The organism is Burkholderia sp. Bp9016 (assembly GCF_003857765.1).
GTDB lineage: Bacteria > Pseudomonadota > Gammaproteobacteria > Burkholderiales > Burkholderiaceae > Burkholderia.
On record NZ_QTPY01000027.1, the window covers coordinates 16,908 to 40,613 of the forward strand.

Annotated in this window: 23 protein-coding genes; 8 read left to right on the forward strand and 15 right to left on the reverse strand. The window is 66.5% G+C overall.

The annotated features are described in order from the left end of the window. Positions 1-77 precede the first annotated feature (77 nt). On the reverse strand, positions 78-2,591 hold the full coding sequence (locus DIE13_RS26760) for a penicillin-binding protein 1A (protein ID WP_175787638.1): 2,514 nt from the start codon (positions 2,589-2,591) through the stop codon (positions 78-80). A 440-nt stretch (positions 2,592-3,031) separates the two neighbouring features. Here DIE13_RS26760 and DIE13_RS26765 point away from each other — a divergent pair, with 440 nt between their 5' ends. From DIE13_RS26765 to DIE13_RS26780, 4 genes are all read left to right on the forward strand, one after another. Then, entirely contained in the window at positions 3,032-3,712 is a 681-nt protein-coding gene (locus DIE13_RS26765; RefSeq protein WP_124830097.1) for a PspA/IM30 family protein, read from the forward strand. A gap of 77 nt (positions 3,713-3,789) precedes the next feature. Next, complete coding sequence (locus tag DIE13_RS26770) at positions 3,790-4,944, forward strand: tetratricopeptide repeat protein (protein ID WP_124830098.1); 1,155 nt, start codon at positions 3,790-3,792, stop codon at positions 4,942-4,944. 237 nt (positions 4,945-5,181) lie between these two features. Next, a complete protein-coding gene (gene mscL, locus DIE13_RS26775; RefSeq protein WP_014896780.1) occupies positions 5,182-5,613 on the forward strand; it encodes a large conductance mechanosensitive channel protein MscL in 432 nt (143 codons plus the stop codon). A gap of 343 nt (positions 5,614-5,956) precedes the next feature. Further along, entirely contained in the window at positions 5,957-6,403 is a 447-nt protein-coding gene (locus DIE13_RS26780; protein ID WP_027784713.1) for a hypothetical protein, read from the forward strand. Positions 6,404-6,469: 66 nt separating this feature from the next. Here DIE13_RS26780 and DIE13_RS26785 read toward each other — a convergent pair whose 3' ends face one another. Further along, on the reverse strand, positions 6,470-7,363 hold the full coding sequence (locus tag DIE13_RS26785) for an NAD(P)-dependent oxidoreductase (protein ID WP_124830099.1): 894 nt from the start codon (positions 7,361-7,363) through the stop codon (positions 6,470-6,472). A 135-nt stretch (positions 7,364-7,498) separates the two neighbouring features. Between DIE13_RS26785 and DIE13_RS26790 the strand changes: the two genes are divergently transcribed. Together DIE13_RS26790 and DIE13_RS26795 are read left to right on the forward strand one after the other, a co-directional pair. Then, entirely contained in the window at positions 7,499-7,708 is a 210-nt protein-coding gene (locus DIE13_RS26790; RefSeq protein ID WP_096503207.1) for a dodecin, read from the forward strand. 223 nt (positions 7,709-7,931) lie between these two features. Further along, positions 7,932-8,861, forward strand: coding sequence for a LysR substrate-binding domain-containing protein (locus tag DIE13_RS26795; protein WP_034188792.1), 930 nt, complete (start codon positions 7,932-7,934; stop codon positions 8,859-8,861). Between the two features lie 119 nt (positions 8,862-8,980). On the opposite strand, the gene DIE13_RS26800 is transcribed toward DIE13_RS26795, so the two are convergent. Further along, on the reverse strand, positions 8,981-10,393 hold the full coding sequence (locus DIE13_RS26800) for an 8-oxoguanine deaminase (protein ID WP_124830100.1): 1,413 nt from the start codon (positions 10,391-10,393) through the stop codon (positions 8,981-8,983). 510 nt (positions 10,394-10,903) lie between these two features. On the opposite strand from DIE13_RS26800, the gene uraH reads away from it, so the two are divergent. Together uraH and DIE13_RS26815 are read left to right on the forward strand one after the other, a co-directional pair. After that, on the forward strand, positions 10,904-11,257 hold the full coding sequence (gene uraH, locus DIE13_RS26810; RefSeq protein ID WP_012364099.1) for a hydroxyisourate hydrolase: 354 nt from the start codon (positions 10,904-10,906) through the stop codon (positions 11,255-11,257). Between the two features lie 54 nt (positions 11,258-11,311). Continuing rightward, entirely contained in the window at positions 11,312-12,505 is a 1,194-nt protein-coding gene (locus tag DIE13_RS26815; RefSeq protein ID WP_124830101.1) for a urate hydroxylase PuuD, read from the forward strand. Between the two features lie 98 nt (positions 12,506-12,603). Here DIE13_RS26815 and DIE13_RS26820 read toward each other — a convergent pair whose 3' ends face one another. The 12 genes from DIE13_RS26820 to DIE13_RS26875 all read right to left on the reverse strand — a co-directional run bounded on the left by DIE13_RS26820 (position 12,604) and on the right by DIE13_RS26875 (position 23,505). Further along, the gene (locus tag DIE13_RS26820) at positions 12,604-13,014 is read right to left on the reverse strand and encodes an ACT domain-containing protein (protein WP_124830102.1); all 411 of its coding nucleotides are present in this window, start codon (positions 13,012-13,014) and stop codon (positions 12,604-12,606) included. Positions 13,015-13,280: 266 nt separating this feature from the next. Then, complete coding sequence (locus DIE13_RS26825) at positions 13,281-13,793, reverse strand: ureidoglycolate lyase (protein WP_124830103.1); 513 nt, start codon at positions 13,791-13,793, stop codon at positions 13,281-13,283. After that, positions 13,790-14,803 carry an allantoicase gene (gene alc / locus DIE13_RS26830; RefSeq protein ID WP_124830104.1) on the reverse strand — a complete coding sequence of 338 codons (1,014 nt, stop codon included), beginning with the start codon at positions 14,801-14,803 and terminating at the stop codon, positions 13,790-13,792. The genes DIE13_RS26825 and alc overlap by 4 nt, the downstream gene beginning before the upstream one ends. 62 nt (positions 14,804-14,865) lie before the next feature. Beyond that, a complete protein-coding gene (uraD, locus tag DIE13_RS26835) occupies positions 14,866-15,387 on the reverse strand; it encodes a 2-oxo-4-hydroxy-4-carboxy-5-ureidoimidazoline decarboxylase (RefSeq protein ID WP_124830105.1) in 522 nt (173 codons plus the stop codon). Continuing rightward, positions 15,384-16,337 carry an allantoinase PuuE gene (gene puuE, locus DIE13_RS26840; protein ID WP_124830106.1) on the reverse strand — a complete coding sequence of 318 codons (954 nt, stop codon included), beginning with the start codon at positions 16,335-16,337 and terminating at the stop codon, positions 15,384-15,386. The genes uraD and puuE overlap by 4 nt, the downstream gene beginning before the upstream one ends. Before the next feature lie 149 nt (positions 16,338-16,486). Then, positions 16,487-17,323: an aspartate/glutamate racemase family protein gene (locus DIE13_RS26845; RefSeq protein ID WP_124830107.1), complete on the reverse strand. Its 837-nt coding sequence runs from the start codon at positions 17,321-17,323 to the stop codon at positions 16,487-16,489. 10 nt (positions 17,324-17,333) lie between these two features. Next, positions 17,334-18,818, reverse strand: a complete 1,485-nt coding sequence (locus tag DIE13_RS26850) for an NCS1 family nucleobase:cation symporter-1 (protein ID WP_124830108.1) — start codon at positions 18,816-18,818, stop codon at positions 17,334-17,336. A gap of 149 nt (positions 18,819-18,967) precedes the next feature. Beyond that, positions 18,968-19,672, reverse strand: coding sequence for a GntR family transcriptional regulator (locus DIE13_RS26855; protein WP_124830109.1), 705 nt, complete (start codon positions 19,670-19,672; stop codon positions 18,968-18,970). 321 nt (positions 19,673-19,993) lie between these two features. Continuing rightward, complete coding sequence (gene ldcA / locus DIE13_RS26860) at positions 19,994-20,932, reverse strand: muramoyltetrapeptide carboxypeptidase (RefSeq protein ID WP_124830110.1); 939 nt, start codon at positions 20,930-20,932, stop codon at positions 19,994-19,996. A gap of 113 nt (positions 20,933-21,045) precedes the next feature. Beyond that, complete coding sequence (gene tadA / locus DIE13_RS26865; RefSeq protein ID WP_124830111.1) at positions 21,046-21,621, reverse strand: tRNA adenosine(34) deaminase TadA; 576 nt, start codon at positions 21,619-21,621, stop codon at positions 21,046-21,048. Further along, on the reverse strand, positions 21,618-22,019 hold the full coding sequence (locus tag DIE13_RS26870; protein ID WP_096503237.1) for a DnaJ family domain-containing protein: 402 nt from the start codon (positions 22,017-22,019) through the stop codon (positions 21,618-21,620). The genes tadA and DIE13_RS26870 overlap by 4 nt, the downstream gene beginning before the upstream one ends. Before the next feature lie 274 nt (positions 22,020-22,293). Next, complete coding sequence (locus DIE13_RS26875) at positions 22,294-23,505, reverse strand: MFS transporter (protein WP_124830112.1); 1,212 nt, start codon at positions 23,503-23,505, stop codon at positions 22,294-22,296. Positions 23,506-23,706 lie beyond the last annotated feature (201 nt).

The following is a 23,706-nucleotide window of genomic DNA, read 5'->3' on the forward strand; positions in this document are numbered from 1 at the left end:
GGCTTTCGCCCGACGACTCCGCATAAAAAAACGGGCGCCCGAAGGCGCCCGTCGCATGCGAAACATCCGAGTACCGCTTATTTGCTCTCGAACATGTCCATGATCTGCTGCTTCTCCTGCGGCGTGACGGGCGGCGGTGCGAGGCCCGCCGCGCCGGCCGAACCGAGCGCATCGTTCGCGCTGATCGCGTTCGCGGCCGGGTTGATGTCGACGCTCGCGACGAAGCCGTTGCCCGGCGTGCGATCCGCGTAGTACAGCTCGCCGTCGATCGTCGTCAGGCCGTCCGGCATAGGCATCTCCTGCTCCGGTACGCCGTTCAGCGCGGTGCGCATGTAGTTGACCCAGATCGGCAGCGCCAGCTGCGCGCCGAATTCGCGGCTACCCAGGCTCTTCGGCTGATCGAAGCCCATCCACGCGACCGCGACGAGCGACTGCTGGTAGCCGGCGAACCAGCCGTCCTTCGCATCGTTGGTCGTACCCGTCTTGCCCTGCAGATCGCTGCGGCCGAGCACGTTGGTGCCCGCGCCCGTGCCGGCCGTCGCGACGGTATGCAGCAAGCTGTTCATCACGTACGCGTTGCGGCCTTCGATCGTGCGCGGCGCCGTGCCGCCCGCGACCACCGGCTGCGACTTCTGCAGCGGCTGTCCGCGCGCGTCGCCGACTTCGGCGATCAGGTACGGATCGACCTTGTAGCCGCCGTTCGCGAATACCGCATAACCGGTCGCGAGCTGCAGCGGCGTCACGAGACCCGCGCCGAGCGCCATCGGCAGGTATGGCGGCGTCTTCGCGGGATCGAAGCCGAAGCGCTGCGTGACGTACTGCTGCGCATACTGCGTGCCGATCGACGCGAGGATCCGGATCGACACGAGGTTCTTCGAACGCTGAAGGCCGGCGCGCATCGTCATCGGGCCGTCCGGCTGGTCGTCGTCCTTCGGCTCCCACGCGGTGCCGCCCGGCACGCTCGGCGGGAAATACAGCGGCGCATCGTTGATGATCGTCGCCGGCCCCATGCCCTTGTCGAGCGACGCCGAATAAATGAACGGCTTGAACGACGAACCCGGCTGGCGCCACGCCTGCGTCACGTGGTTGAACTTGCTCTTGTTGAAGTCGAAGCCGCCGACGAGCGAGCGGATCGCACCGTCCTGCGGCGCGAGCGCGACGAGCGCGCCTTCGACCTGCGGCAGTTGCACGACCTGCCAGCCCGTCTTGCCATCTTTCATCACACGCACGATCGAGCCCGGCTTGATCCGCAGCGTCGCGTTCGCACGCGGGCTCAGCGCGGCCGACACGAAACGCAGCCCGGCCGCGCCGATCGTCGTCGTCGCGCCGCCGACGAACTGCACGTCGACCGCATTCGGCGACGCCGACAGCACGACTGCCGACTGCAGGTCGCCGTTGTCCGGGTGATCGGCGAGCGCGTCGTCGATCGCCTCGTCGCGGTCGTCGCCGGCCGCCGGCAGGTTGATCGAACCTTCCGGCCCGCGATAGCCGTGGCGGCGCTCGTAGTCGAGAATGCCGCGACGCACGGCCTGGTACGCCGCTTCCTGGTCGGCCGAGTTGATCGTCGTCGTGACGGTCAGCCCGCGCGTATAGGTTTCGTCCTTGTACTGCTGGTACATCATCTGCCGCACCATCTCGGCGACGTACTCGCCGTGCACCGCGTACTGGTTGCCCGGCGTGCGCACGTGGATCTCTTCCTTCACCGCCTCGTCATATTGCGGCTGCGTGATGTAGCCGATCTCGAGCATGCGCTTCAGGATGTATTCCTGACGCACCTTCGCGCGTTTCGGATTGACGACCGGGTTATACGCGGACGGCGCCTTCGGCAGCCCCGCGAGCATCGCCGCTTCCGCGAGCGTGATGTCCTTCAGGTCCTTGCCGAAATACACGCGCGCGGCGGCCGCGAAACCGTACGAGCGCTGCCCCAGATAAATCTGGTTCATGTACAGCTCGAGGATCTGGTCCTTCGTCAGGGCCTTCTCGATCTTGTACGCGAGCAGCATCTCGTAGATCTTGCGGGTGTAGGTCTTTTCGCTCGACAGGAAGAAGTTGCGCGCGACCTGCATCGTGATCGTGCTCGCGCCCTGGCGCGCGCCGCCGTGCAGCAGGTCGGCCACGCCCGCGCGCAGGATGCCGACGAAGTCGACGCCGCCGTGTTCGTAGAAGCGGTAGTCCTCGATCGCGAGCACCGCCTTCTTCATCACGTCGGGAATGTCCTGGAACTGCACGAGGCTGCGACGCTCCTCGCCGAACTCTCCGATCAGCACGTGATCCGCGGTAAACACACGCAGCGGCACCTTCGGCTGATAGTTGGTCAGCGCATCGAGCGACGGCAGTTGCGGCGCCATCACGACGAGCGCGTAGCCGACGATCAGCGCACCGACGACGGCGAGTGTCGCGAACAGGCCCACGAACCACAACATGACACGCGAGCCGAACGAGCGGCGGCCCCCGCCCCCGCTGCGCGGCGGGCGACGGTCGTTGTCGCCGTTGTCATCATCGGGGTAATAGGCTCCCGACGGCGAACGGCGCAACGTGTAGTGAGGTTCTTTCCGGTCGGAAGAAGAAGACGGTCGTTTGATGATTGGCATGTCGGAATGGCGGGCGTACATGGCGCCCTCGGATGCATGCGGAAATGCAAGCGGATGAATCAGAGTGGGTGCATCGCGGCAACTGTCACGTCGACAGACCCCGCCGCGCGGCGATCCGTTCCCGCGACGTGACAGCGCATTTTAATGAAATCGACCGATCGGCTTCGCGATTTTTTGTAAAAATTCCCGCACGATCGCGAATTGCGGAACGTAGTGGCGGCGTCCTCGGCCTATCATGGACACGCACGCCATGCGTACCGGCGGCACTCCTTTCAAATTCGAAAGGTCGTCATTCCGCGCACGCACGCCGCTTGAACTTCGGCGCTTAAGCCGTATTTAAGGGGCCGGCGGTGTAATATCCGCCGGCTCTCGCGGACCGCAACCGGCCCGCGACGCGCACTGCCGCGCTCACGCGGCGTTTTTCAACCACGGAGGATTTCATGTCGCTTTTCGACTCTGTTTCGCGCACGATCAAAGGCCTGCTGAACGATGCGGCCGACTCGGTACAGGATCCGTCGCGCGACGCACGGCAGATCGTGCGGGAGCTCGACGACAGCATCGGCCGTGCCGAGAATTCGCTGATCGAAATCGAAGCACAAGTCGCGACCCAGCGCAGCAAGCGCGATGCGGCCGACGACAAGGTGAGGAAGTACGAAGACGGCGCAAAGCGCGCACTGCAGTCGGGCGACGAAGCGCTCGCACGCGAGGCGCTGGCCGCGCAGTCGAATGCGGAAGCCGAACGCGATGCGCTCGCGGCCGAGCTGGCCACGCTCGAACCGTCGGTCGACAAGCTGAAGGGGCAGATCGCCGACATGCGTCAGCGCCGCAATGATCTGAACGCACGCTCGAACATCCTGCAGGCCAAGCAGGAAATCGCGCAGGCGAAGGACGTCGCAGCCAGCGCGCTGGGCGGCATCGGCGGCAAGAACCTGTCCGAAGACTTCCAGAAGCTGGAAGACAAGGTCGCGCTGCAGAACGCGCGCTCGGACGCCCGCCTGAATTCGGCCGACACGTCGAGCGGCAAGGCGCTCGACGACAAGCTCGCCGCGCTGAACAAGGGCCCGTCGGTCGAGGATCGTCTCGCCGCGCTGAAGAAGCAGCTCGACACGCCCGCGCAGTAACGGCAATCGCGCCGCGGCCCGATCGGGTTCGCGGCGCGCACCGATCGTCAGGAGACGGGCGCGCGCCCGGTTCGACCATGAAGAAATCTCTCGCCGCACTCGGCTTCTCGCTGATGTTGCTGTCGTCCGCCGCATTTGCGGTACCGTCGCTGCAGCAAGTCGAGCAGTCGATCGCACAACGTGACTGGCAGAACGCCGACACGCAGCTCTCGCAAGTCATCGACGCCCATCCGAACAACGCGCATGCGCGCTACCTGTACGCGCAGGTGCTGGACCGCGAAGGCCGCGCGTCCGACGCGCTGACGCAACTGCAACGCGCGAAATCGCTCGATCCCCAGTTGCGCTTCACCGACGCGTCACACTTCGCCCAAACGGAATCGCGCATCCGCGCGGACGCTGCACGTACGGGCAGCAACGCTCCGTCGGTCACGCAGTCCGGCTCGCTGCAATCGTCGCTCGCGCCGGTCGCAAAGCACGGCCCGTCGACCGGCATGTGGATCGGCCTCGCGCTGCTCATCGCGATCATCGCGCTGGTGCTGCGCTGGACGTTGCGCCGCGCGCGCTCGGCCGACGACAGCCGTGCGGACGACGAGCGCCGCTCGCAACTCAAGCGCGCCACCGACGTGCTCAACGATATCCGCCCGCTCAAGCTCGACGCGCGGTTGTCGACCGCGGCCGGCGCCGCCGCGCTCACGGGCGAGCTCGAAGGTATCGAGTCCGATGCGCGCGGGCTCGTCGAAGCGCTGGCGAACGGCAAGAATCCGGTGCCGCCGTATCGCATCGACGAACTCGAACAGCGCCACGCGAGCGTGAAGGCGCGCGTCGAAGGACGCCCCGACCCGAGCGCGCAGCCCGCGCAGCAGAACGGCAGCGGCTCGGTGTACGCGCAGGAAGCCGATCGCGTCACCGGCATGCAAGGCCAGCCGTATCAGCAGCAACCGTACCCGCCGCAACAGCAACCGACGGTCGTGGTTCAGCAAGGCGGCGGCTTCGGCGGCGGCATGGGCGGGCTGCTGACCGGCGTGCTGCTCGGCGAAGCGATGTCGGGCGGCCGCGAACGCGTGGTCGAGCGCGACGTGATCGTCGACGACCCGCGCCGGCGGCAGGACAACGGCCAGGGCTTCGACCTCGGCCGCGGCGACGACGCCAACTGGAGCGACGGCAGCGGCAACGGCGGCGGCGGTGTCGATGTCGGCAGCAACGACGACGGCTGGACCGACGACAACAGTTAAGCATCGCGAACGCGGGCGTCGGCGCATTGCGCGACGCCCGCGACATACACCGCGCTTCCTTTCATTTTCACTCGCGCCGGCCCGCCGAATTTGTCAATCATTTCAAGATGGGCTACCGGCAATGGGGTACGTTCGCTATCATGCGACCATATCGGCGTGCCCCCGATCCCATCCGACGTCTCGCAGCCCTGCGCGTCGCGGCACGCCTCCCCTCGCCCAACCAGGAGAAAGCCGCTCATGAGCATAATCAAGGAATTCAAGGAGTTTGCCGTCAAGGGCAATGTGATGGATCTCGCCGTCGGCGTGATCATCGGCGGCGCATTCTCGAAGATCGTCGACTCGGTCGTGAAAGACCTCATCATGCCGGTCATCGGCGTGCTGACCGGCGGCCTGGATTTCTCGAACAAGTTCGTTCTGCTCGGCACCATTCCCCCGACGTTCAAGGGTAACCCCGATTCGTTCAAGGACCTGCAGGCCGCGGGTATCGCCGCATTCGGCTACGGCTCGTTCATCACGGTGGCCATCAACTTCATCATTCTCGCGTTCATCATTTTCCTGATGGTGAAATTCATCAACAAGCTGCGCAAGCCGGCAGAAGCCGCGCCGGCCGCGACGCCGGAAGACACCGTGCTGCTGCGCGAGATCCGCGATTCGCTCAAGCAACGCTGAGCACCGCGCCACGCCGCATCTGCCAGGCCCGCCACGTGCGGGCCTTTTTCATGGACGCGTGCCGTGCATCGCCGCGCGCGGCGTATCTCACTTTTTTGTGACGAGCGAATGCACGCGCGGGAAAAGCAGGTCTATGATGGAGACTAAACGACAGTACGGGCGCCAAGACGCTGGCTGTGTCGATCATCGTGGCAAGCGGGTCGACGGGAGACATTGATCGTCGTGCCGCACACGAGTGCAGCATTTTCGTGTGCTATAAAGGATCGACATGCGGCGTACATAGCCGGGAGTGGGTCGCATGAAAGTGCCGCATTTCTTGCAATTGTTTTTGAGGCGAGTGTTTATGTCCTTCCCGAAAAAACGTCGACGCGCGCAACAGGATGGCCAGGAGTCGTTCCTCGCGGTATTGCGCCACTCCAAACCGTTCGCACAGCTCGACACCAAGATTGCCCGCGCCCGTGCGCAGGACGAGCCCGTCCTCTACGCGCACGTGCTGCCCGGACTCGACGTGCTCCTGTGTAGCGTACGCGGCGCGCAGCCGCCCTATCCGGCCATCGCCGAACTGCGCAAGCGTTGCATCGAATCGATCGCCAACGCGCTCGAGCAGCCGCTCGACGGTCTCGAGAACGGCGGGTACTGGTACGAGGCGAACGGCTTCGGCTTCCTTGTCTTCGCGAGCCGCGCCCGCGCGCGCATCCTGCCCGAATTTGGTGCAGGCACGAAGGCGAGCCTGCGCGGCGGGCTCGGACGCCAGAACGCCGGCGACACGACACCGCGCTCCCTCGGCTGAACCGACACCGATACGATGGGCCGCCTGCGAGCGGCCCATCGGCCATTCAGGCTTCCCGCTTCGCCGTCACTGCACCGTCGTGCGCCCGTTGCCGGGCCGCACGATGTCGATGAACGCGGCGAAATCGGCACCCGCCAGCCCTTGCGCAGCGCCCAGCCGCAGCACCTGCTGCACCGTGGCCGACACCGGCATCACCGCACCCGTTTCGCGCGCCGCGTCGGCGATCGCGTCGACATCCTTCTGGAACGTGGCGAGCGCACCGATCGGCGCGTGACCGCCCGACGTCATGCGCGGCACGAACGTCTGCAGCAGCACCGAATCCGCCCATCCGCCGGCCAGCGCTTCGGCCAGCCGCGCGGCGTCGATCCCGCTCGCCTGTGCGAGGCCGACCGCCTCGGCAATCGCGGTCACCGTCGCGGTGACGATCGCCTGGTTGCACAGCTTCGCGGTCTGGCCCGCCCCCGCGTCGCCCATGTGCGTGATGCGCGACGCATAGGTTTCGATCAGCAGCCTGACCGTGTCGAGGTCGGCCGCACCGCCGCCGGCCATCACCGCGAGCGTGCCGGCCTGTGCGCCGGGCACGCCGCCCGACACGGGCGCATCGATCCAGCCCGCACCGAGCGCGGCCGCGCGCGCAGCATAGTCGCGCGTCGCGGCGGGCGGAATGCTCGAATGATCGACGATGCGCCGCAAGCGGCGCGAGGCCGCGTCGCCGGCGAAGAGCCCGTTCTCGCCGAACGCGACGTCGCCGACCGCACGCGCGTCGAGCACGCATACGAAGACGGTCTCAACGCGCTCGGCCAGTTCGCGCGGCGTGTCGACCACCTGCGCGCCGTCCTTCGCGAGCGCCTCGGCCTTTTCTCGCGTGCGGTTCCATACGCTGACCCGATGGCCTGCCGACAGTAAATGCCGAATCATCGGCGCGCCCATCAATCCCGGTCCGCAAAATCCGACTTCCACGATGTTCCTCGTCTCCAATTGGGGTTGCACTTGCCGCCCATCATACCTATCACTCAAGAAGCCGGACACGCGCTGCGCCGCTTCAGGCCCGCGGCTTGCGCCGGCCGCAAATACCGATACCCCAGGGAGCGCATCATGAGCGACCACGTCTACAAGCTGATCGAACTGACCGGCTCGTCGAAGCAATCGTGCGACGACGCCATCCGCAACGCGATTTCGAAGGCCGGCAAGACGCTGCACAACCTGCACTGGTTCGAGGTGACCGAAACGCGTGGCCACATCGAAGGCGACCAGGTCATCCACTGGCAGGTCACACTGAAAGTCGGCATGCGCATCGACGACTGACGCGCAGCGCGCGCCACACGCGGCGCCACGACCGCCGGATGCGTGCAACGCGCATCCGCGCGGTGCCGCGCCCACCTGCATTTCGCCCCGCTCCGGCCCTCGTCGAGGCCCGACCGGCGCGGGTCTGCGGGTATCCATCCCTTGACGCTGGCTCCGGTTCATATTAAAAACGATATACCCCACCTGCCCCTCGATCAGCCCGGACATATAAAACGGAGATATCATGAGTCAGCAACGCGAGGCGATCGACACGTACCTCTTGCGCGTCTTGCACACCTTGTTGATGGAGCGCAGCGTCACGCGCGCGGCCGTCAAACTGAATCAGTCGCAACCGGCGATCAGCGCCGCGCTGCGACGCCTGCGCGACATCACCGGCGACCCGCTGCTCGTGCGCGGCAAGTCCGGCATGGTCCCGACCGAATACGGGCTGCGCCTGCTCGAGCCGGTACAGAACGCGCTGCGCGAAATCGAGCGCATCAAGTTCCAGCAGCACAATTTCGACCCGGCCACGTCGATCCGCTGCTACCGGATCGGCTGCCCCGACTACCTGAACGTGCTGTTCGTGCCGACCGTCGTCGAGCGCTTCCGCCTGGCGGCACCGAATGCGACGCTCGAATTCCATTCGCTCGGCCCCGCCTTCGACTACGAGCTCGCGCTGGAAGACGGCAAGCTCGACATCGTCGTCGGCAACTGGCCCGAGCCGCCGGAGCAACTGCACCTGTCGAACCTGTTCGTCGATGAAATCGTCTGCCTGATGAGCAACACGCACCCGTTCGCGAAGCGCGGCGGGCTGACGCTCGACCAGTACCTGAACGCGCCGCACCTCGCGCCGACGCCGTACTCGGTCGGCCAGCGCGGCGCAATCGACGTGCATCTCGCGCGCGAACGGCTCAAGCGTCACGTGGTCGTGACGCTGCCGTACTTCAACCTCGCGCCGTACGTGCTCGTGAAGTCGGACCTGATCTTCACGACGACGCGCCTGTTCGCCGACCACTACGCGAAGTTCCTGCCGCTGTCGGTCGTGCCGGCGCCGCTCGACTTCCCGCCGATGCAGTACTACCAGCTGTGGCACGAACGCTGCCACTACTCCGACGAAGTACGCTGGCTGCGCGGCCTCGTCGCCGAAGCCACCCGCACGCTGATCGAGCCGTAATCACGCGCGCCGGCCACGCCGTTACGGTGTGGCGCGACATCGCGTGACGCGGTGCAGCGTCCGCCAGCGACGGCCGCGAGCCCGGTTCGGCAGCGCGCGGCGCGCTCCGCCCCGGCGCGTCAGCGCGACGCCTCCACGAGCGCGTGCGCAAGCGCGTTGTGGCGCTCGATGACGGGCGGCAGATCGAGCGTCGCGAGCCGCCCTTCCCGCACCACCACCTTCCCGTTCACCACCGTGTACGCCGTCTGCGACGGCGCGCAGAACACGAGCGCCGCCACCGGATCGTGCAGCGCGCCCGCGAACAACGGCTGGCGCAGGTCGAACGCGGCGAAGTCGGCAGCCATGCCGGGCTTCAGCGCACCGATGTCGTCGCGGTTCAGCACCTTCGCGCCGCCGAGCGTCGCGATCTCCAGCGCCTCGCGCGCAGTCATCGCATCCGGCCCGAAGCCGACCCGCTGCAACAACAGCGCCTGACGCACTTCCGCGACCATCTGCGCGCCGTCGTTCGATGCGGAGCCGTCGACGCCGAGACCGACCGGCACGCCTGCCAGACGCATCTTCTTCACCGGCGCGATGCCGGACGCGAGCCGCATGTTCGAGCACGGACAGTGCGCGACGCCGGTGCCGGTGCGCGCGAACAGGCCGATGCCCGCGTCGTCGAGCTGCACGCAGTGCGCGTGCCACACGTCATGGCCGACCCAGCCGAGGTCTTCCGCGTATTCGGCCGGCGTCATCCCGAATTTCTCGCGGCTGTACGCGATGTCGTTCACGTTCTCCGCCAGGTGCGTGTGCAACGACACGCCGTATTCGCGCGCGAGCACGGCTGCGTCGCGCATCAGCTCGCGGCTCACCGAGAATGGCGAGCACGGCGCGACGACCACGCGCAGCATCGCGTAACGGCCCTCGTCGTGATAGGTCTCGATCAGGCGCTGAGCGTCGCGCAGGATGTCGGGTTCTCGCTCGACGACCGAATCGGGCGGCAGGCCGCCGTCGCGCTGGCCGACGCTCATCGCGCCGCGGCTCGCGTGAAAGCGCATGCCGATCCGCTGCGCGGCGCCGATGCTGTCGTCGAGCCGGCTGCCGTTCGGATAGATGTACAGATGATCGCTCGACGTCGTGCAGCCCGACTGCAGCAGCTCGGCCATCGCGGTGAGCGTCGACACCTCGATCATCTCGGGCGTCAGGTGCGCCCAGATCCGGTACAGGTTCGTGAGCCAGCCGAACAGTTCGGCGTTCTGCGCGGCCGGCACCGCGCGCGTGAGGCTCTGGTACATGTGATGGTGCGTATTCACAAGCCCGGGAATCACGAGGTGGCCGCGCAGGTCGAGCACTTCGTCGGCGGTGTCGGGCAGCTCGGCGCTCGGGCCGACCGCGACGATCCGGTTGTCTTCGATGTAGAGCCCCGCGTCGCGCAGTTCGCGGCGCGTGTCGTCCATGGTCACGAGCACGTCGGCGTGCTTGACCAGCAGGGTTTTCGGGCGGGATGAGGATGGGTGAGGCGCGCGTGCGCCGGCGTGCTGCTCGAGGTTCATGCGTTCTCCGCGTCGTTCTGCCCCCGGGAGCCGCTCCCGGGGACCATCACAAAGCCGTTCGAACGCTGATTCGCGGCACGCCCCGGTGCCTGCGTCCGTTCGAACGCGCTGGCCCGGTTACCCGGCGTGCTCGCCGTCTTCGGGGTACGCACCGGGCACTGCCCGACGCGCACGGCGGCAGGATCGCCCAAGCGCGCGCCGCACACAATGCGCGATCCGCAATACCGCGCTTCACGGTTTCGATATGGTACGCCGCGCGACGGTCCGCCGGCCGCGCGAAGCGCGGGTCGCCGGCCGCTTCCAGCACACCGTCGACAGCCGTTCATGCGCGGCGCATTATCTTTGATATCGCGCCCGTATTTACGCGGGGAACCTTTTTACAATGCCTGCACGGCGCTCGCTTCAATTTCGCCGACGGGTATGTAGCCACGTGACGTGGAGCCTCGATCCGCCGCACAGTCATGGATCGAGTCGCCGCCGAACCTCGCATTCACACAAGGACAATTGCGAATGGGAAAGCTCACTACCCACGTACTCGATACGGCACACGGTCGTCCCGGCGCTGCCATCAAGGTGGACCTCTACGCGCTGGACGGCGAATCGCGCCGCGCGATCAAGACCGTACTGACCAATAGCGACGGCCGCTGCGACGCACCCCTGCTCGAAGGCGCCGCGCTCGCCGCCGGCGAATACGAACTCGTGTTCCATGCCGGCGACTACTTCGCGTCGCTCGGCGTGAAGGTGCCCGAACCCCGTTTCGTCGACCGCGTCGTGCTGCGCTTCGGCATCGCCGACACCGCATCGCACTATCACGTGCCGCTGCTCGTGTCGCCGTGGTCGTACAGCACCTATCGCGGCAGCTGACATACGCATCGGCTGCCCGCATCAAAGACAACGATCTGAGTCTGGAGGAGTTTCATGGAAGGCTTCATCACCGACTGGCTGAACCTCGCGCTGCGATGGCTGCACGTCATCGTCGCCATTGCGTGGATCGGCGAGTCCTTCTATTTCGTCGCGCTCGACAACAGCCTGAAACCGCCTACCGATCCGAACCAGCGCAAGCGCGGCGTGTTCGGCGAACTGTGGCACGTCCACGGTGGCGGTTTCTACAACATGCAGAAGTACACGGTCGCCCCGCCGGAAATGCCGGATGACCTGCACTGGTCGAAGTGGCCGTCGTACACGACCTGGCTGTCGGGCTTCTCGCTGTTCTTCGTGCTGTACCTGCTCGCGCCGAACACCTACCTGATCGACAAGAGCGTGCTCGACATGGGTCCGGTGGTCGCCGTCGCAGCCGCACTCGGCTTCCTCGCGGCCGGCTGGATCGTCTACGACTCGCTGTGCCGCATCCTCGGCACCAACGATCGCGTGCTCGGCATCTGCGTGGGCATCTACGTCGTCGTCGCCGCGTATCTCGCCTGCCACATCTTCTCGGGCCGTGCGGCGTACCTGATCGTCGGCGCAATGCTCGCGACGATCATGTCGGCGAACGTGTTCTTCGTGATCATCCCCGGCCAGCGCAAGATGGTCGACAAGATGCTCAAGGGTGAAGAGCCGAACCCGATCTACGGCAAGCGCGGCAAGCAACGCTCGGTGCACAACACGTATTTCACGCTGCCCGTCGTGTTCGCGATGCTGTCGAACCACTATGCGATGACCTACACGAACAAGCTCAACTGGGTCGTGCTCGTGATGATCATGCTGGCCGGCGCGCTGATCCGTCAGTTCTTCGTGATGCGTCACCGCGGCAAGCAGCTGTGGTACCTGCCGATCGGCGGCGTCGCACTGCTGTCCGGCGCACTGGTATGGACGATGCCGAAGCCGGTCGCACCGGAAGCGCAAGCCGCCAACGCGCCGAAGGTCGTGATCGCCGACATCATGCCGGTCCTGCAGCAGCGCTGCGTCGAGTGCCACTCGGCCAAGCCGACGCTGATGGGCAGCGCGCCTGCCGGCGTGATGTTCGATACGCCGGACGAAGTGTCGAAGAACGCGCAGCGCATCTATGAACAGGCCGTGCGCCTGAAGGCGATGCCGATCGGCAACGTCACGCACATGACCGACGACGAGCGCATGAAGCTCGCCGCCTGGTTCGAGGGTGGCGCGAACAAGTAAGTCGCCGTGCGCCGGATGTCGTTTGCCGGCGCCATCCTTTCCGTTCGCGGGCCCGCAAACGGGCCCGTTTTTTTTGCCTGCCTCGAATGCGCCGTACGCTAGCCGCGCAACGCGTCGCGCTGCAGCGCGACGAGCGCATCGAACGCGCGCGGGCCGTCGTCGAACGGCACGAAGATGTGATCGTGATACGCGGCGGCCATCACGTTGCAGCTGATGCCGGCTTCGCCGAGCGCCCGTGCGAATGCCGCCGTCAGGCCGACCGCCTCGAGGTCCGAGTGCACGGTCAACGTGATCCACGCGGCACGAAACAGCACCGGCCAGCCGCGCCGCCCGGCCGTCTCCTCATCGACCACGACCGTCATGCCCTCCGCTTCGCGGAACGTCGCAATCGCTTCGGATAACGATATGCTGGCATCGGACGGCAGCGCGACGAAGACAAACGCGCCGCGATGCAGTTCGGGTTGCATCATGCGCAGCAGGACTACGAGGTTGTTTTCAGGCTGGCTCATCGGAAAACGCGTCCGGAACCGGACGTCGGGCGGTGACGATGCGGGCACGATAGCACGCGGCCGGGCGAAGGCTCGATCAGGAATCCGGCGCTCCGGGACGACGACGCGGCCGCATGGCCGGTGGCCGGTGGGCTCGGTGGTGTGAAGATGCGCATCGTGCGTATGAACGGGAACCGTTCGCCACGCCGCGATGCGCGCGCGGCGGGCATAAAAAAACCCGCGCGAATCGCGCGGGCTTCATCGTCAGGCTGCTACGGACGTACAACTCAGGCCGTCACCGCATCCAGAGCGTCCTCGGTGAGCCACAGCGATTCCTGCAGGTCCTGTTCGTTCAGGTTCAGCCCTTCACCGCCGCGATCGACGACGATGAAGTCGCTGACACCGCCCAGCGCGATCAGCGGGTGATGCCACACGCCCTTCGCATAGTTCACGCCCTGCCACCCGCTCGTCACGAACGCGCGGATCTTCGACGGGTCGAGATCGCCCGCCGGCGCGACGACGACGAGATACGGCTGGTCGTTCAGCGGCACGAACGCCTGGCTGCCGAGCGGATGACGCTCGAGCATCTTCACCTCGAACGGCAGCGTGCGCGGCTGGCCACGGAACAGGTTGACGAGCGTGCGGCCGTCTTCGTCGGTCACGTCGACTTTCGCGAGATCGTGAAAGCGGATCGTCGTGCCGAGGTTGATCGGAATCTGCTTCGCGCCTTCAGTTTCGATCACGTCGCCGAACGGCGCGAACGCTTCCCTGGTCAGCGGTTCGATTGCAAGCGTCTTCATTTGTCGAGCGTCCCCCACAGACGCAGGCGCGATACGCCGCCGTCCGGAATGATGTTCAGGCGCACGTGGGTCACCGGACCCAGCGACGCGATTTCCTGTTCGAAGTAGTGCTGCTTGTCCATCTGCAGCTTCTGCTCGCCGAGCAGCACCGGCCAGAACATCGACTGCGTGATCAGCGAGCTGTCGGTGCCGCCCGACACGTACGCGGCCTGGATCGAGCAGCGGTCCGGGTAGTTGCCCTTGAAAAACGCCGTATCGACTTCGATCTTGCGGATCACGCCCGGCTGCGCGAGCGCGATGATCGCCCAGTCGTTGCCAGGTTCGCGGCGGCGGCGGGTTTCCCAGCCGTCGCCCATGTTCACGCCGCGGCCCGGCAGCAGCAGGTTCGACGCGACGCCGAAGTGCTGGTTGTTCGCCGCCACCACGTAGCCGCCGTTCTCCATCGCCGCGAGATCGAACTGCTCGGTCGCGCTCGCGGCGGCCCAGTCGAGCTGCGGCTGGCCGTATACGCGCAGGCGCGCAATGCCGCCGTCCGGATAGATATTCACGCGCAGGTGCGTGAACGCACGGGCGTCACTCGCCGCAACGTAGTGATGGCTGTTGCCCTGCAGCGTCGTCGACGGCACGATCTCGACCCATTCGGTCGTGTGCGTCGGCGCGCCGTCGGCCACGTACGCGGCCTCGATCGACGCGGCCGGCGGGAAATTTCCGGTGAAATGGCTCGTGTCGATGTCGAAACCCTTGATCACGCCCGGGCGCGCGAGCTTGACGATGCACCAGTCGTAGCCCGTCGTGCGCTTGCGGCGCGTCTCCCAGCCGTCCATCCACTTGCCGTGGTCGTCGTACTTGCCGGGAATGAACACGGCCGGCTCGGGGTTCAGCATTCGGTCCTTCGGCGCGAAGAAGTCGTCGCTGGCCTCGAGCGCCTGCGCACCGAGACGCGGGTCGGCGAGGTTCACGTAGCGCCGCGTGAAATCGGGCGCGTCGGGATCGAGAAGCGCAACAGCCATGATGTTTCCTTGTTTCAGTGATGCGATCAGGCCGCTGCCACGCAGCAGGCCGTATTGCGGTGTTAGGCGTCGATCAGGTCGTCGAGGCGAAAGCGCGCGATCCGGTAGATCTGGTCGAGACTCGCACGCAGCTCCTCGGCACGCGAATGATTCACGCGCGCCTCGAAGTTCGCGATGATGCCGTGCCGGTCATAGCCGCGCACCGCGAGGATGAACGGGAAGCCGAACTTCTCGCGATACGTGCGGTTCAGCGTCAGCAGCTTGTCGAACTCTTCCTGCGTGCACTGGTCGAGGCCCGCGCCGCTCTGCTCGCGCGTCGACTCGGCCGTCAGCTCGCCGCGCACGGCGGCCTTGCCGGCCAGCTCCGGGTGAGCGTTGATCAGCGCCAGCTGGCGCACTTCGCCGCTCGTCTCCACCGCACCCGACATCGTCTTGTGCAGCGCGTCGATGCTCGCGAACGGCCGCTCGCCCGCGGCGATCTCGGCCACCCACGGCGAATGTTCGAAGATCCCCGACAGCGCCGCGACGAATGCGCTCGGCGCCATCGTGTTCAGTTGATCCAACGTGTAACGCATCGCCTTCATGCTTTCCCTTCGATTCGATGATTGGGCTGATACGGATGATGTTCACGCCAATGACGCGCGATATCGACACGGCGCGTCACCCATACGCGATCGTGCTTTTCGATGTGATCGAGGAAACGCTGCAGCCCGCCGAAACGGCCCGGCCGGCCCAGCAGTCGGCAGTGCATGCCGATCGACAGCATCTTCGGCGCTTCGTCGCCTTCCGCGTAAAGCACGTCGAATGCGTCGCGCAGGTAGTCGAAGAAGTGGTCGCCGGTATTGAAGCCCTGCGGCGTCGCGAAGCGCATGTCGTTCGTGTCGAGCGTGTACGGCACGATCAGCTGCGGCGACGTGCCGCCGCCCGATACGGCAACATCCATCCAGAACGGCAGGTCGTCGCCGTAGTTGTCGGAGTCGTACAGGAAGCCGCCGTATTCCGCGACGAGACGGTGCGTGTTGGGGCTGTCGCGGCCGGTGTACCAGCCGAGCGGACGCTCGCCCGTCACGCGTTCGATCGCCTCCATCCCGAGACGCATGTGCTCGGCTTCGAGCTCGGGCGTCATGCTCTGATAGTGGATCCAGCGCCAGCCGTGACATGCGATTTCGTGGCCGAGCTCGACGAATGCCCGTGCGAGTTCCGGATGGCGTTCGATCGCCATGCCAACCCCGAATACCGTCAACGGCAGCCCGCGCTTCTCGAATTCGCGCAGGATGCGCCACACGCCGGCCCGCGAACCGTATTCGTAGATCGATTCCATGCTCATGTGACGGTCCGGATACGCGGCCGCGCCGACGATTTCGGACAGGAACTGCTCGGAGCCCGGATCGCCGTGCAGCACGCAGTTCTCGCCGCCCTCCTCGTAGTTGAGGACGAATTGCACGGCGACGCGGGCGCGCCCCGGCCAGTTCGCCTGCACGGGATGGCGGCCGTAGCCGATCAGGTCGCGAGGATAGTTGGGATCGAGTGACATGGTTCGAAGTGCGACGAAAGCTTGCTGAAATAATGGGTTCGCATCGGCCCGCGCGGGTGCCGGAGGCCGCCGTGCGGGGCCGATGCGATGACGGCCCAGTGTAGCGAAAAGGTTCATACGCGCCCATACAGCGGCGCAGATAGTGCGTGTCAGACGGCGTGTATGTGCGGTTGCGGCAAATTCGGGACCGGTTCCGAAGCGGCAATCCCGCTTCGGGCCGCGGCGGCGGCCGGCGCAGCCGCCGGCGGCCCGTCCGGCGGGCTGAAACGCGCGAATTCGCCGTCATAGCGCTTCGGCAGCGGCTGCGCGTAGTCGCCGCGTTTCGCGGTCGCGAGCCGCAGCGACACGAGCGCCTCGGCCCACTTGACGGCCGCCGTGACGCCCTCGACCACCGGTGCGCCGATCTGCTGCTCGATCTCGTGCGCGAACTCGGCCATCCCGGCACAGCCGAGCACGATCGCGTCGGCGCCGTCCTCGTCGAGCGCGCGCCGGCATTCGTCGACGATGATGCGCCGCGCGGCCGAGCCGGGCCGGTCCAGCTCGAGCACCGCGACGTCGGTCGCGCGCACGTTGCGGCAGAACCGCTTCATCCCGTAGCGCTCGGCAAGATGCCAGGCCATCCCGCACGTGCGCGCCAGCGTCGTGACGACCGAGAAGCCCGGCGCGAGCACGCTGGCCGCGTGCATCGCCGCCTCGGCGATCCCGATCACCGGCCCGCGCGCGACCTCGCGCGCCGCATACAGGCCGGGGTCGCCGAAACACGCGATCACGTAGGCATCGACACCGTCGCGCTCGCCGTGCACGATCTCGGCCAGGAGCCCCGGCGTCGCGAGCGCCTCGTCGTAATACCCTTCGATCGACGGCGGCCCCATCGGCGGGCTCACCGCGACGACTTCCGTGCCTGCGGCCGCGACTTCGCGCGCGCAGCGCCCCATCGCGTCGGTCATCCGCTGCGTCGTATTCGGATTGATCAGCTTGATCTTCATCGCGTACTCCTCAGGCCTTCGTGTTCACGAGCAGCCGGTAGAACAGAAAGCCGAGCCCCGCGCCGATGAACCACGAGAAGTTCGCGGCGGCCTGCCAGCCCGGCACCATCACGCAGACGATCGCGATCACTGCGGCCGGCAGCAGCGCGGCGAGCGCGCGGCGGTTCACGCCGCCCGTGTACCAGTACGCGCCGCGCTCCGACATCGTGTAGAGATCGTCGCGCACGAGCCTGCCGCGCTTGACGAGGTAGAAGTCGGCGACCAACACGCCGTACAGCGGACCGATGAACGCACCGAGCACGTCGAGCGTGTAGTGGATCACCGCCGGGTTGTTGAACAGGTTCCACGGCGTGATGAAGATCGATGCGACGGCCGCAAGCATCCCGCCCGCGCGCCAGCTGATCAGCCTCGGCGCGACGTTCGAGAAGTCGAACGCCGGCGACACGAAGTTCGCGACGATGTTGATGCCGATCGTCGCGATCGTGAAAGTCAGCGCGCCGAGGATCACGGCGGTCGGATGGTCGATGCGGCCGACCGTCTCGACCGGGTCGGTGATGAGTTCGCCGAACACCGGCAGCGTCGCGGCCGTCGTGATCACCGTGACGAGCGAGAACGCGAGGAAGTTGACGGGCAAACCCCAAAAGTTGCCGCGCTTTACGTCGCCGAACGAGCGGCAGTAGCGCGAGAAATCGCCGAAATTCAGCATCGGCCCGGAGAAGTACGATACGACGAGCGACACGGCCGTGATCATCACCGGTATCACTTCCGCGCCGTGATACTTCACGCCGCCGAGGTTGATGCCGATGTTGCGCCAGCCCGCGCGCCACACCATGTAGCCAGCCAGGATGAACATCACGACGTAGACGGCCGGGCCCGCGAAGTCGATGAACTTCTTGATCGTCTCCATCCCGTTCCAGAACACGAGCGCCTGCAGCACCCACAGCAGCATGAAGCCGGCCCAGCCGATCGCCGACAGCCCAAGAAAGCCGTAGCGATGGACATCGGCGTACGGCATCCATTGCGGAAAGAACTTCAGCACGACGATCACGAGCGCGCTGGACGCGAGATAGGTCTGGATGCCGTACCACGCGATCGCGATCAGCCCGCGGAGCACGGCCGGCACGTTCGCGCCGAGCACGCCGAACGTCGCGCGGCAGGCGACCGGATACGGCACGCCGATCTGCTGGCTCGGCCGCGCGATCAGGTTGCACAGCCGGTTCACGATCGTGATGCCGACGATCAGCGCGATCAGCACCTGCCAGCTCGTCAGCCCGAGTGCGAACAGGCTGCCCGCGAACACGTAGCCGCCGACGCTGTGCACGTCCGACATCCAGAACGCGAAGATGTTGTACGAACCCCATGTCTGATTTTTTAGGGGTGCCAAATCTTCGTTGTACAAACGTCGGCTGTAACCGTCCGGCAACGCGGGATCGCTGCCCTCGCCGCCTTGTTCCGCCGGATACGCGCTGTCGTGCGCGACACTGAACTGAGCCATGACTTCTCCTTGACGCGGCCGGACAGCCGCTCCACCGTCATCGATATCGCTCCGGATCGTCGCCCGGAGTCGGACTGGCAGCCGGCGGCATATACCGCCGGCCTGCATTGCTCTCGTTCTGTGGCGCGCGGCCGGGTTCGCGTCGCCGCTCAGGCGCCGCCGAACACTTCGCGCAAATCGACCTGCCCTTGCGCGGGCCGGTCCAGCATCTTCAGTTCGACATGCTGCAGGTGGTGCGCCATCAGCGTCACCGCCCGCTTCGAATCGCCCGCTTCCAGCGCGGTCAGGATCTCGTCGTGGTCGTCGCACGAGCACGGGCTGCGCCCGTGCGATTCGTACAGCGCCGACATCAGCGTCGAGCGTGCGACGAGCCCGTCGAGACACTCGCAGAGCGTCGCATTGCCCGTCAGCGCCGCAAGCGCCGTATGGAATTCGCCCGACAGGCGGATCCATGCCGCGAAGTCGTGCCGCTCGAACGCACGGCGCTCCTTGTCGATCAGCGCGGCGACGCCCTTCAGCCGCTTCGCGCCCGGGCCGGTCGCGAGCCGCTCGACGACGGCCAGCTCGACGATCCGGCGCATTTCGAACACCTCGTGCACGTCCTGCAGCGTCGGGCTCGCGACGAACGCACCGCGGTTCGGCTCGAGATCGACCAGCTTGTCGGCCGCGAGCTGCGCGAGCGCCTGCCGGATCGGCCCGCGCTTCACGCCGAACACGTCGCAAAGCTGCGCTTCCGTCAGCTTCGCGCCGGGCGCGAGCCGATGCTCGAGGATCGCGGTACGGATCCGCTCGGCGATCGCTTCGGGACCGGCTGCGCCGGACGGGTGGGAATCGGGCTCGTTCATGATTTGCATCGCGTGATGGTCCTCATCCTAGAACGGACATAAAGATTGTCAACAATTCTTTTCTCGATATGCGCACAATCGGCGTGCGTCTCGATGTGCCGAATCGGTGCGCGCCGCCCAGAATCCATGCACATCAAGCCTCTCAGGCTGGCCCACAGCCGATCACGGCGTATACCCTCGCGGCCATTTTGTTGACAAAAATGGTGCGTAATACAGTGCCGACGCGATCGGTGTCGACGCAAAATAAGGACCGTTAGTTGCACATTTACTTAAAGAAAAAGGCGGGAAATCCCGCCTTTCGATCCTACCTGACCGTCGCACCCGGCCGACTCAGCCGAGATGCGGATAGTCCGACAGCGTCAGCCGGAAGCCGTGCGCATTCGCGACGAGTTGCGCCTTCGCGCCGAACGGCAGCGTCAGCAGGTCGGGCACGTGACCGAACTGCAGCCCCGTGACGACCGGAATTCCGACCACCGAGCGCACCTGGTCGATCATCGCCTGCATGTCGTAGCCGTTGTCGTATTCGAACGGCCGCGCACCGGTGAACTGGCCGAGCACGAGCGCCTGCTGGCGCGCGAGCAGCCCCGACAGGTGCAGCTGATAGATCATCCGCTCGATCCGGAACGGCTGTTCGTTGACGTCCTCGATGAACAGGATGCCGCCTTCGATATCGGGCATGTACGGCGTGCCGACGAGCGACGTGAGAATCGCGAGGTTGCCGCCCCACAGCGTGCCGGTCACGTTCACGGTCTGCACCTGCGGCGCTTCGGCGACGATCGTCGTGGCCGGCTGCGACAGCGTCTGCCAGAAGTGCTGCATCGTGAAGTCGCTCGGCGTTTCGGCGCCGAAGTCGGCCGACAGCATCGGGCCGCCGAAGGTCTTGATGCGCGCCTTCGCATACAGCGCGAGCTGGATCGCGGTGAAGTCGCTGTGGCCGACGAGCGCGATCGGCCGGTCGCGCAGGCGCCGCTCGAGCCCGAGATAGTCGAGCCCGTGCAGGATGCGCGCCGCGCCGTAGCCGCCGCGCACCGCGAGCGCGATGTCCGGCAGCGGCCGCTCGGGATCCGCCAGGCGGTTCAGGTCCCCCGCCCGCTCGCCGTCGGTGCCGCCGAAACGCTGAAAGCGGCGCTGCGTCGCCTCGATGTTCTCGATGCGATGCTGCGCGCCGCTCAGGCGTTCGAGCGCGCGATTGATCGCATCGGGGTCGTGCGGATAACCGGACGGCGCCAGCAGGCGGATGGTGTAGGACGCGGCGGGCTGGAAGGACATGGCGAAAGGAATCGGGTCGTCAAACCTGCTTAGAGGGTCCGAACCGTCTCCGGTTCACGGGCCGGGATCGCAGCGACGCTCACGGGAGCCGGCCGCTGCGCGAGACGATGCGCCTATGACGCGCCGGCCGCCGCGTCGCGGGCCAGCCGCGCTTCGCGCAGCGCGCGGCGGCGCTCCGCGAAGAACGACTTCAGCGCAGCGCCGCACTCGTCGGCAAGCACGCCGCCGGTCACGTCGGTATGGTGGTTGAGCTGCGGATTGGCGAACGCGTCGATCACGCTGCCGCACGCACCCGTCTTGGGATCGGCGGCGCCGTACACCACGCGGGCGATACGCGCATGCATGATCGCACCCGCGCACATCAGGCATGGCTCAAGCGTCACGTACAGCTCGCAGCCGGGCATCCGGTAATTCTGCAGATGCTGCGCGGCCATGCGCAGCGCGGCCATTTCCGCATGAGCCGACGGGTCGTGGCCGCCAATCGGATGGTTGAAGCCGCGCGCGATCACTTCGTCACCGCGCACGAGCACCGCGCCGACCGGCACTTCGCCGGCCGCGCGCGCCTCTTCGGCGGCAGCCTGCGCGAGACGCATGAAATGCAGGTCGCGCGCCGACACGGGCGAGGCTTCGGAAACAGGAGAAGGCGCGACGGATTCGGTTGCCGCGGGGTGCAGCGCGTCGGCGCTCACATCGGCCCCGCTTCGGCCGACACTTCGTCGAGCCCGCGTTCGCACAGACGTTCCGCGATGCGCCGGCAATAGTCGCGCGGCATCACCATCGGGCCGCCGCGCAGCGATTCGAGCGCCATGTCGAGCGCGAGAATCTTCGCCTGCAGCCGGCAACGCGCGGCCCGGTCGCTGACCGCCTGCAGTTCGTCCTGCAGATTGCGCAGCGCGCGCAGTTGCTCGACGGCCGGCGGCACGAAACCCGCGTTCTTCAGGATACGGTTAGCCACCCGCACCTCCTCGGGTACGAGCAGGTCGTCGTCCAGCGCCTGCGGCGCGCCGGCACCCGGCAAGTCGTCGAACTCGCCCCGCGCGGCGGCGGCGGCGATACGTTGTTCGACCAGTGCGTCAAGCAATCTCATCAGTCAATCGGAACAATGCGGCAGCCGAATTCTAGCAGGGTGACGCGCGGATGACAGGCTCTTCGAAGGTATGCTCGATATGGTGTTTTTTAGGGGCCAAATCGCCGCGCATGCGTGCCGATCGGCGCGATTTGCCGCTCTGCTGCGCCGCAGCAGGCTCCGCGCGGGTTTAAGGCTGTCTGGCTCGCGCGCCGTCCGCCCCCGTTTTTTATTTTGTCTCCTTGCGAATCGACGTTCGTTTTGCTGCCGAAACCGCCCTTGCGCTACTGCCCGGTCACACGGCAACCGTTTGCGACGGCGCCTTCGGAAACGGCCTGAACATCAACGCGACGGCGAACGCGGCGATGCCGATCACGAACGATCCGATGTACAGCCAGCCGTAGCTGCCGAGCGCATCGACGATCAGGCCGCCCGCGACGGGCCCCGCCGCCATCCCGAGGCTGCCGGCCATCGCGCTGCCGCCGATCACGGTGCCTATCATCCGCAGCGGGAAATTCTCGCGAGCGAGCACCGAATACAGCGGCATCACGCCCGCATAGATGAAACCGAACAGCATCGCGACCGCGTAGAACCCGTCGAGCGTGCGCACGAAGTAGTAGCCGAGCGCGCCCAGCGCCTGCGCGAGCAGCCCGGCCGCCAGCATGCGCTTCGCGCCGAAACGGTCGCCGAGCAGCCCGAATGCGATCCGCCCGCCCATTCCCGCGAGCCCTTCGACGCTGTAGATCGACACTGCGGCGATCAGCGGAATCCCGCAGGTCACCGCGTAGCTGACCGTATGGAAGATCGGCCCGGAGTGCGTCGCACAGCAGAAGAAATTGGTCAGCAAAAGGACGATGAACTGCGGCGAGCGCAGCGCGTTACCGACCGACAGCGGCACCGGCGCACCGGCCGCCACCGGTTCGGCCGGCGGGCGGTCGAGCGCCGGCGGGCGGCGCACGAACAACGACGCCGGGATCATCACGGCGGCCGCCAGCACGGCGATCGTCAGCATCGACGCGCGCCAGTCGTGGCGTGACACGAGCCACGCGGCGAGTGGCGACATCGTCATCGGCGCCATCCCCATGCCGGCCGACACCAGCGACACCGCGAGGCTGCGGTGCGTGTCGAACCAGCCCGTCACGCACGCCATCATCGGCGCGAACACCGCGGCGGCGGCACTGCCGACACCCAGCCCGAAAATCAGCTGGAACGCGAGCAGCGACGGCGCGCGGCTCGCGAGCGCGAGACTCGCGGCCAGCAGCACCGCGCCCGTCGCGACCACCGCGCGCGTGCCGATCCGGTCGGACAGGCTACCCCACGCGATGCTCGCGAACGCCATCGCGATGAAACCGAGCGTCATCGCGGCCGAAATGCCGGTCATCGACCACCCCGTGTCGCGCGCGACGGCGCGCAGGAACACCGGCAGCGAAAACATCGCGCCGATCCCGATGCAGCTCAGCAGGCCGCCCGCGGCGACGATCACCCAACGGTATCGGGAATCCGGCATCTGGTAGCTCCTTTCTCTGTCTTGCAGGCATCGACGGGGAACCGGGCAGCGTTCGCGCATGGGCGCGGCGACGCCATCCGGTCGACATCGATACGACGAACGACACATCGGGAAATCGACAAGCGCGGCACGCCGGGTGCGAATTTTCGATTGTCGGCCGATTTGCGCCGGTGGCCAGGGGCCAGGGGGACCGATCGAAGT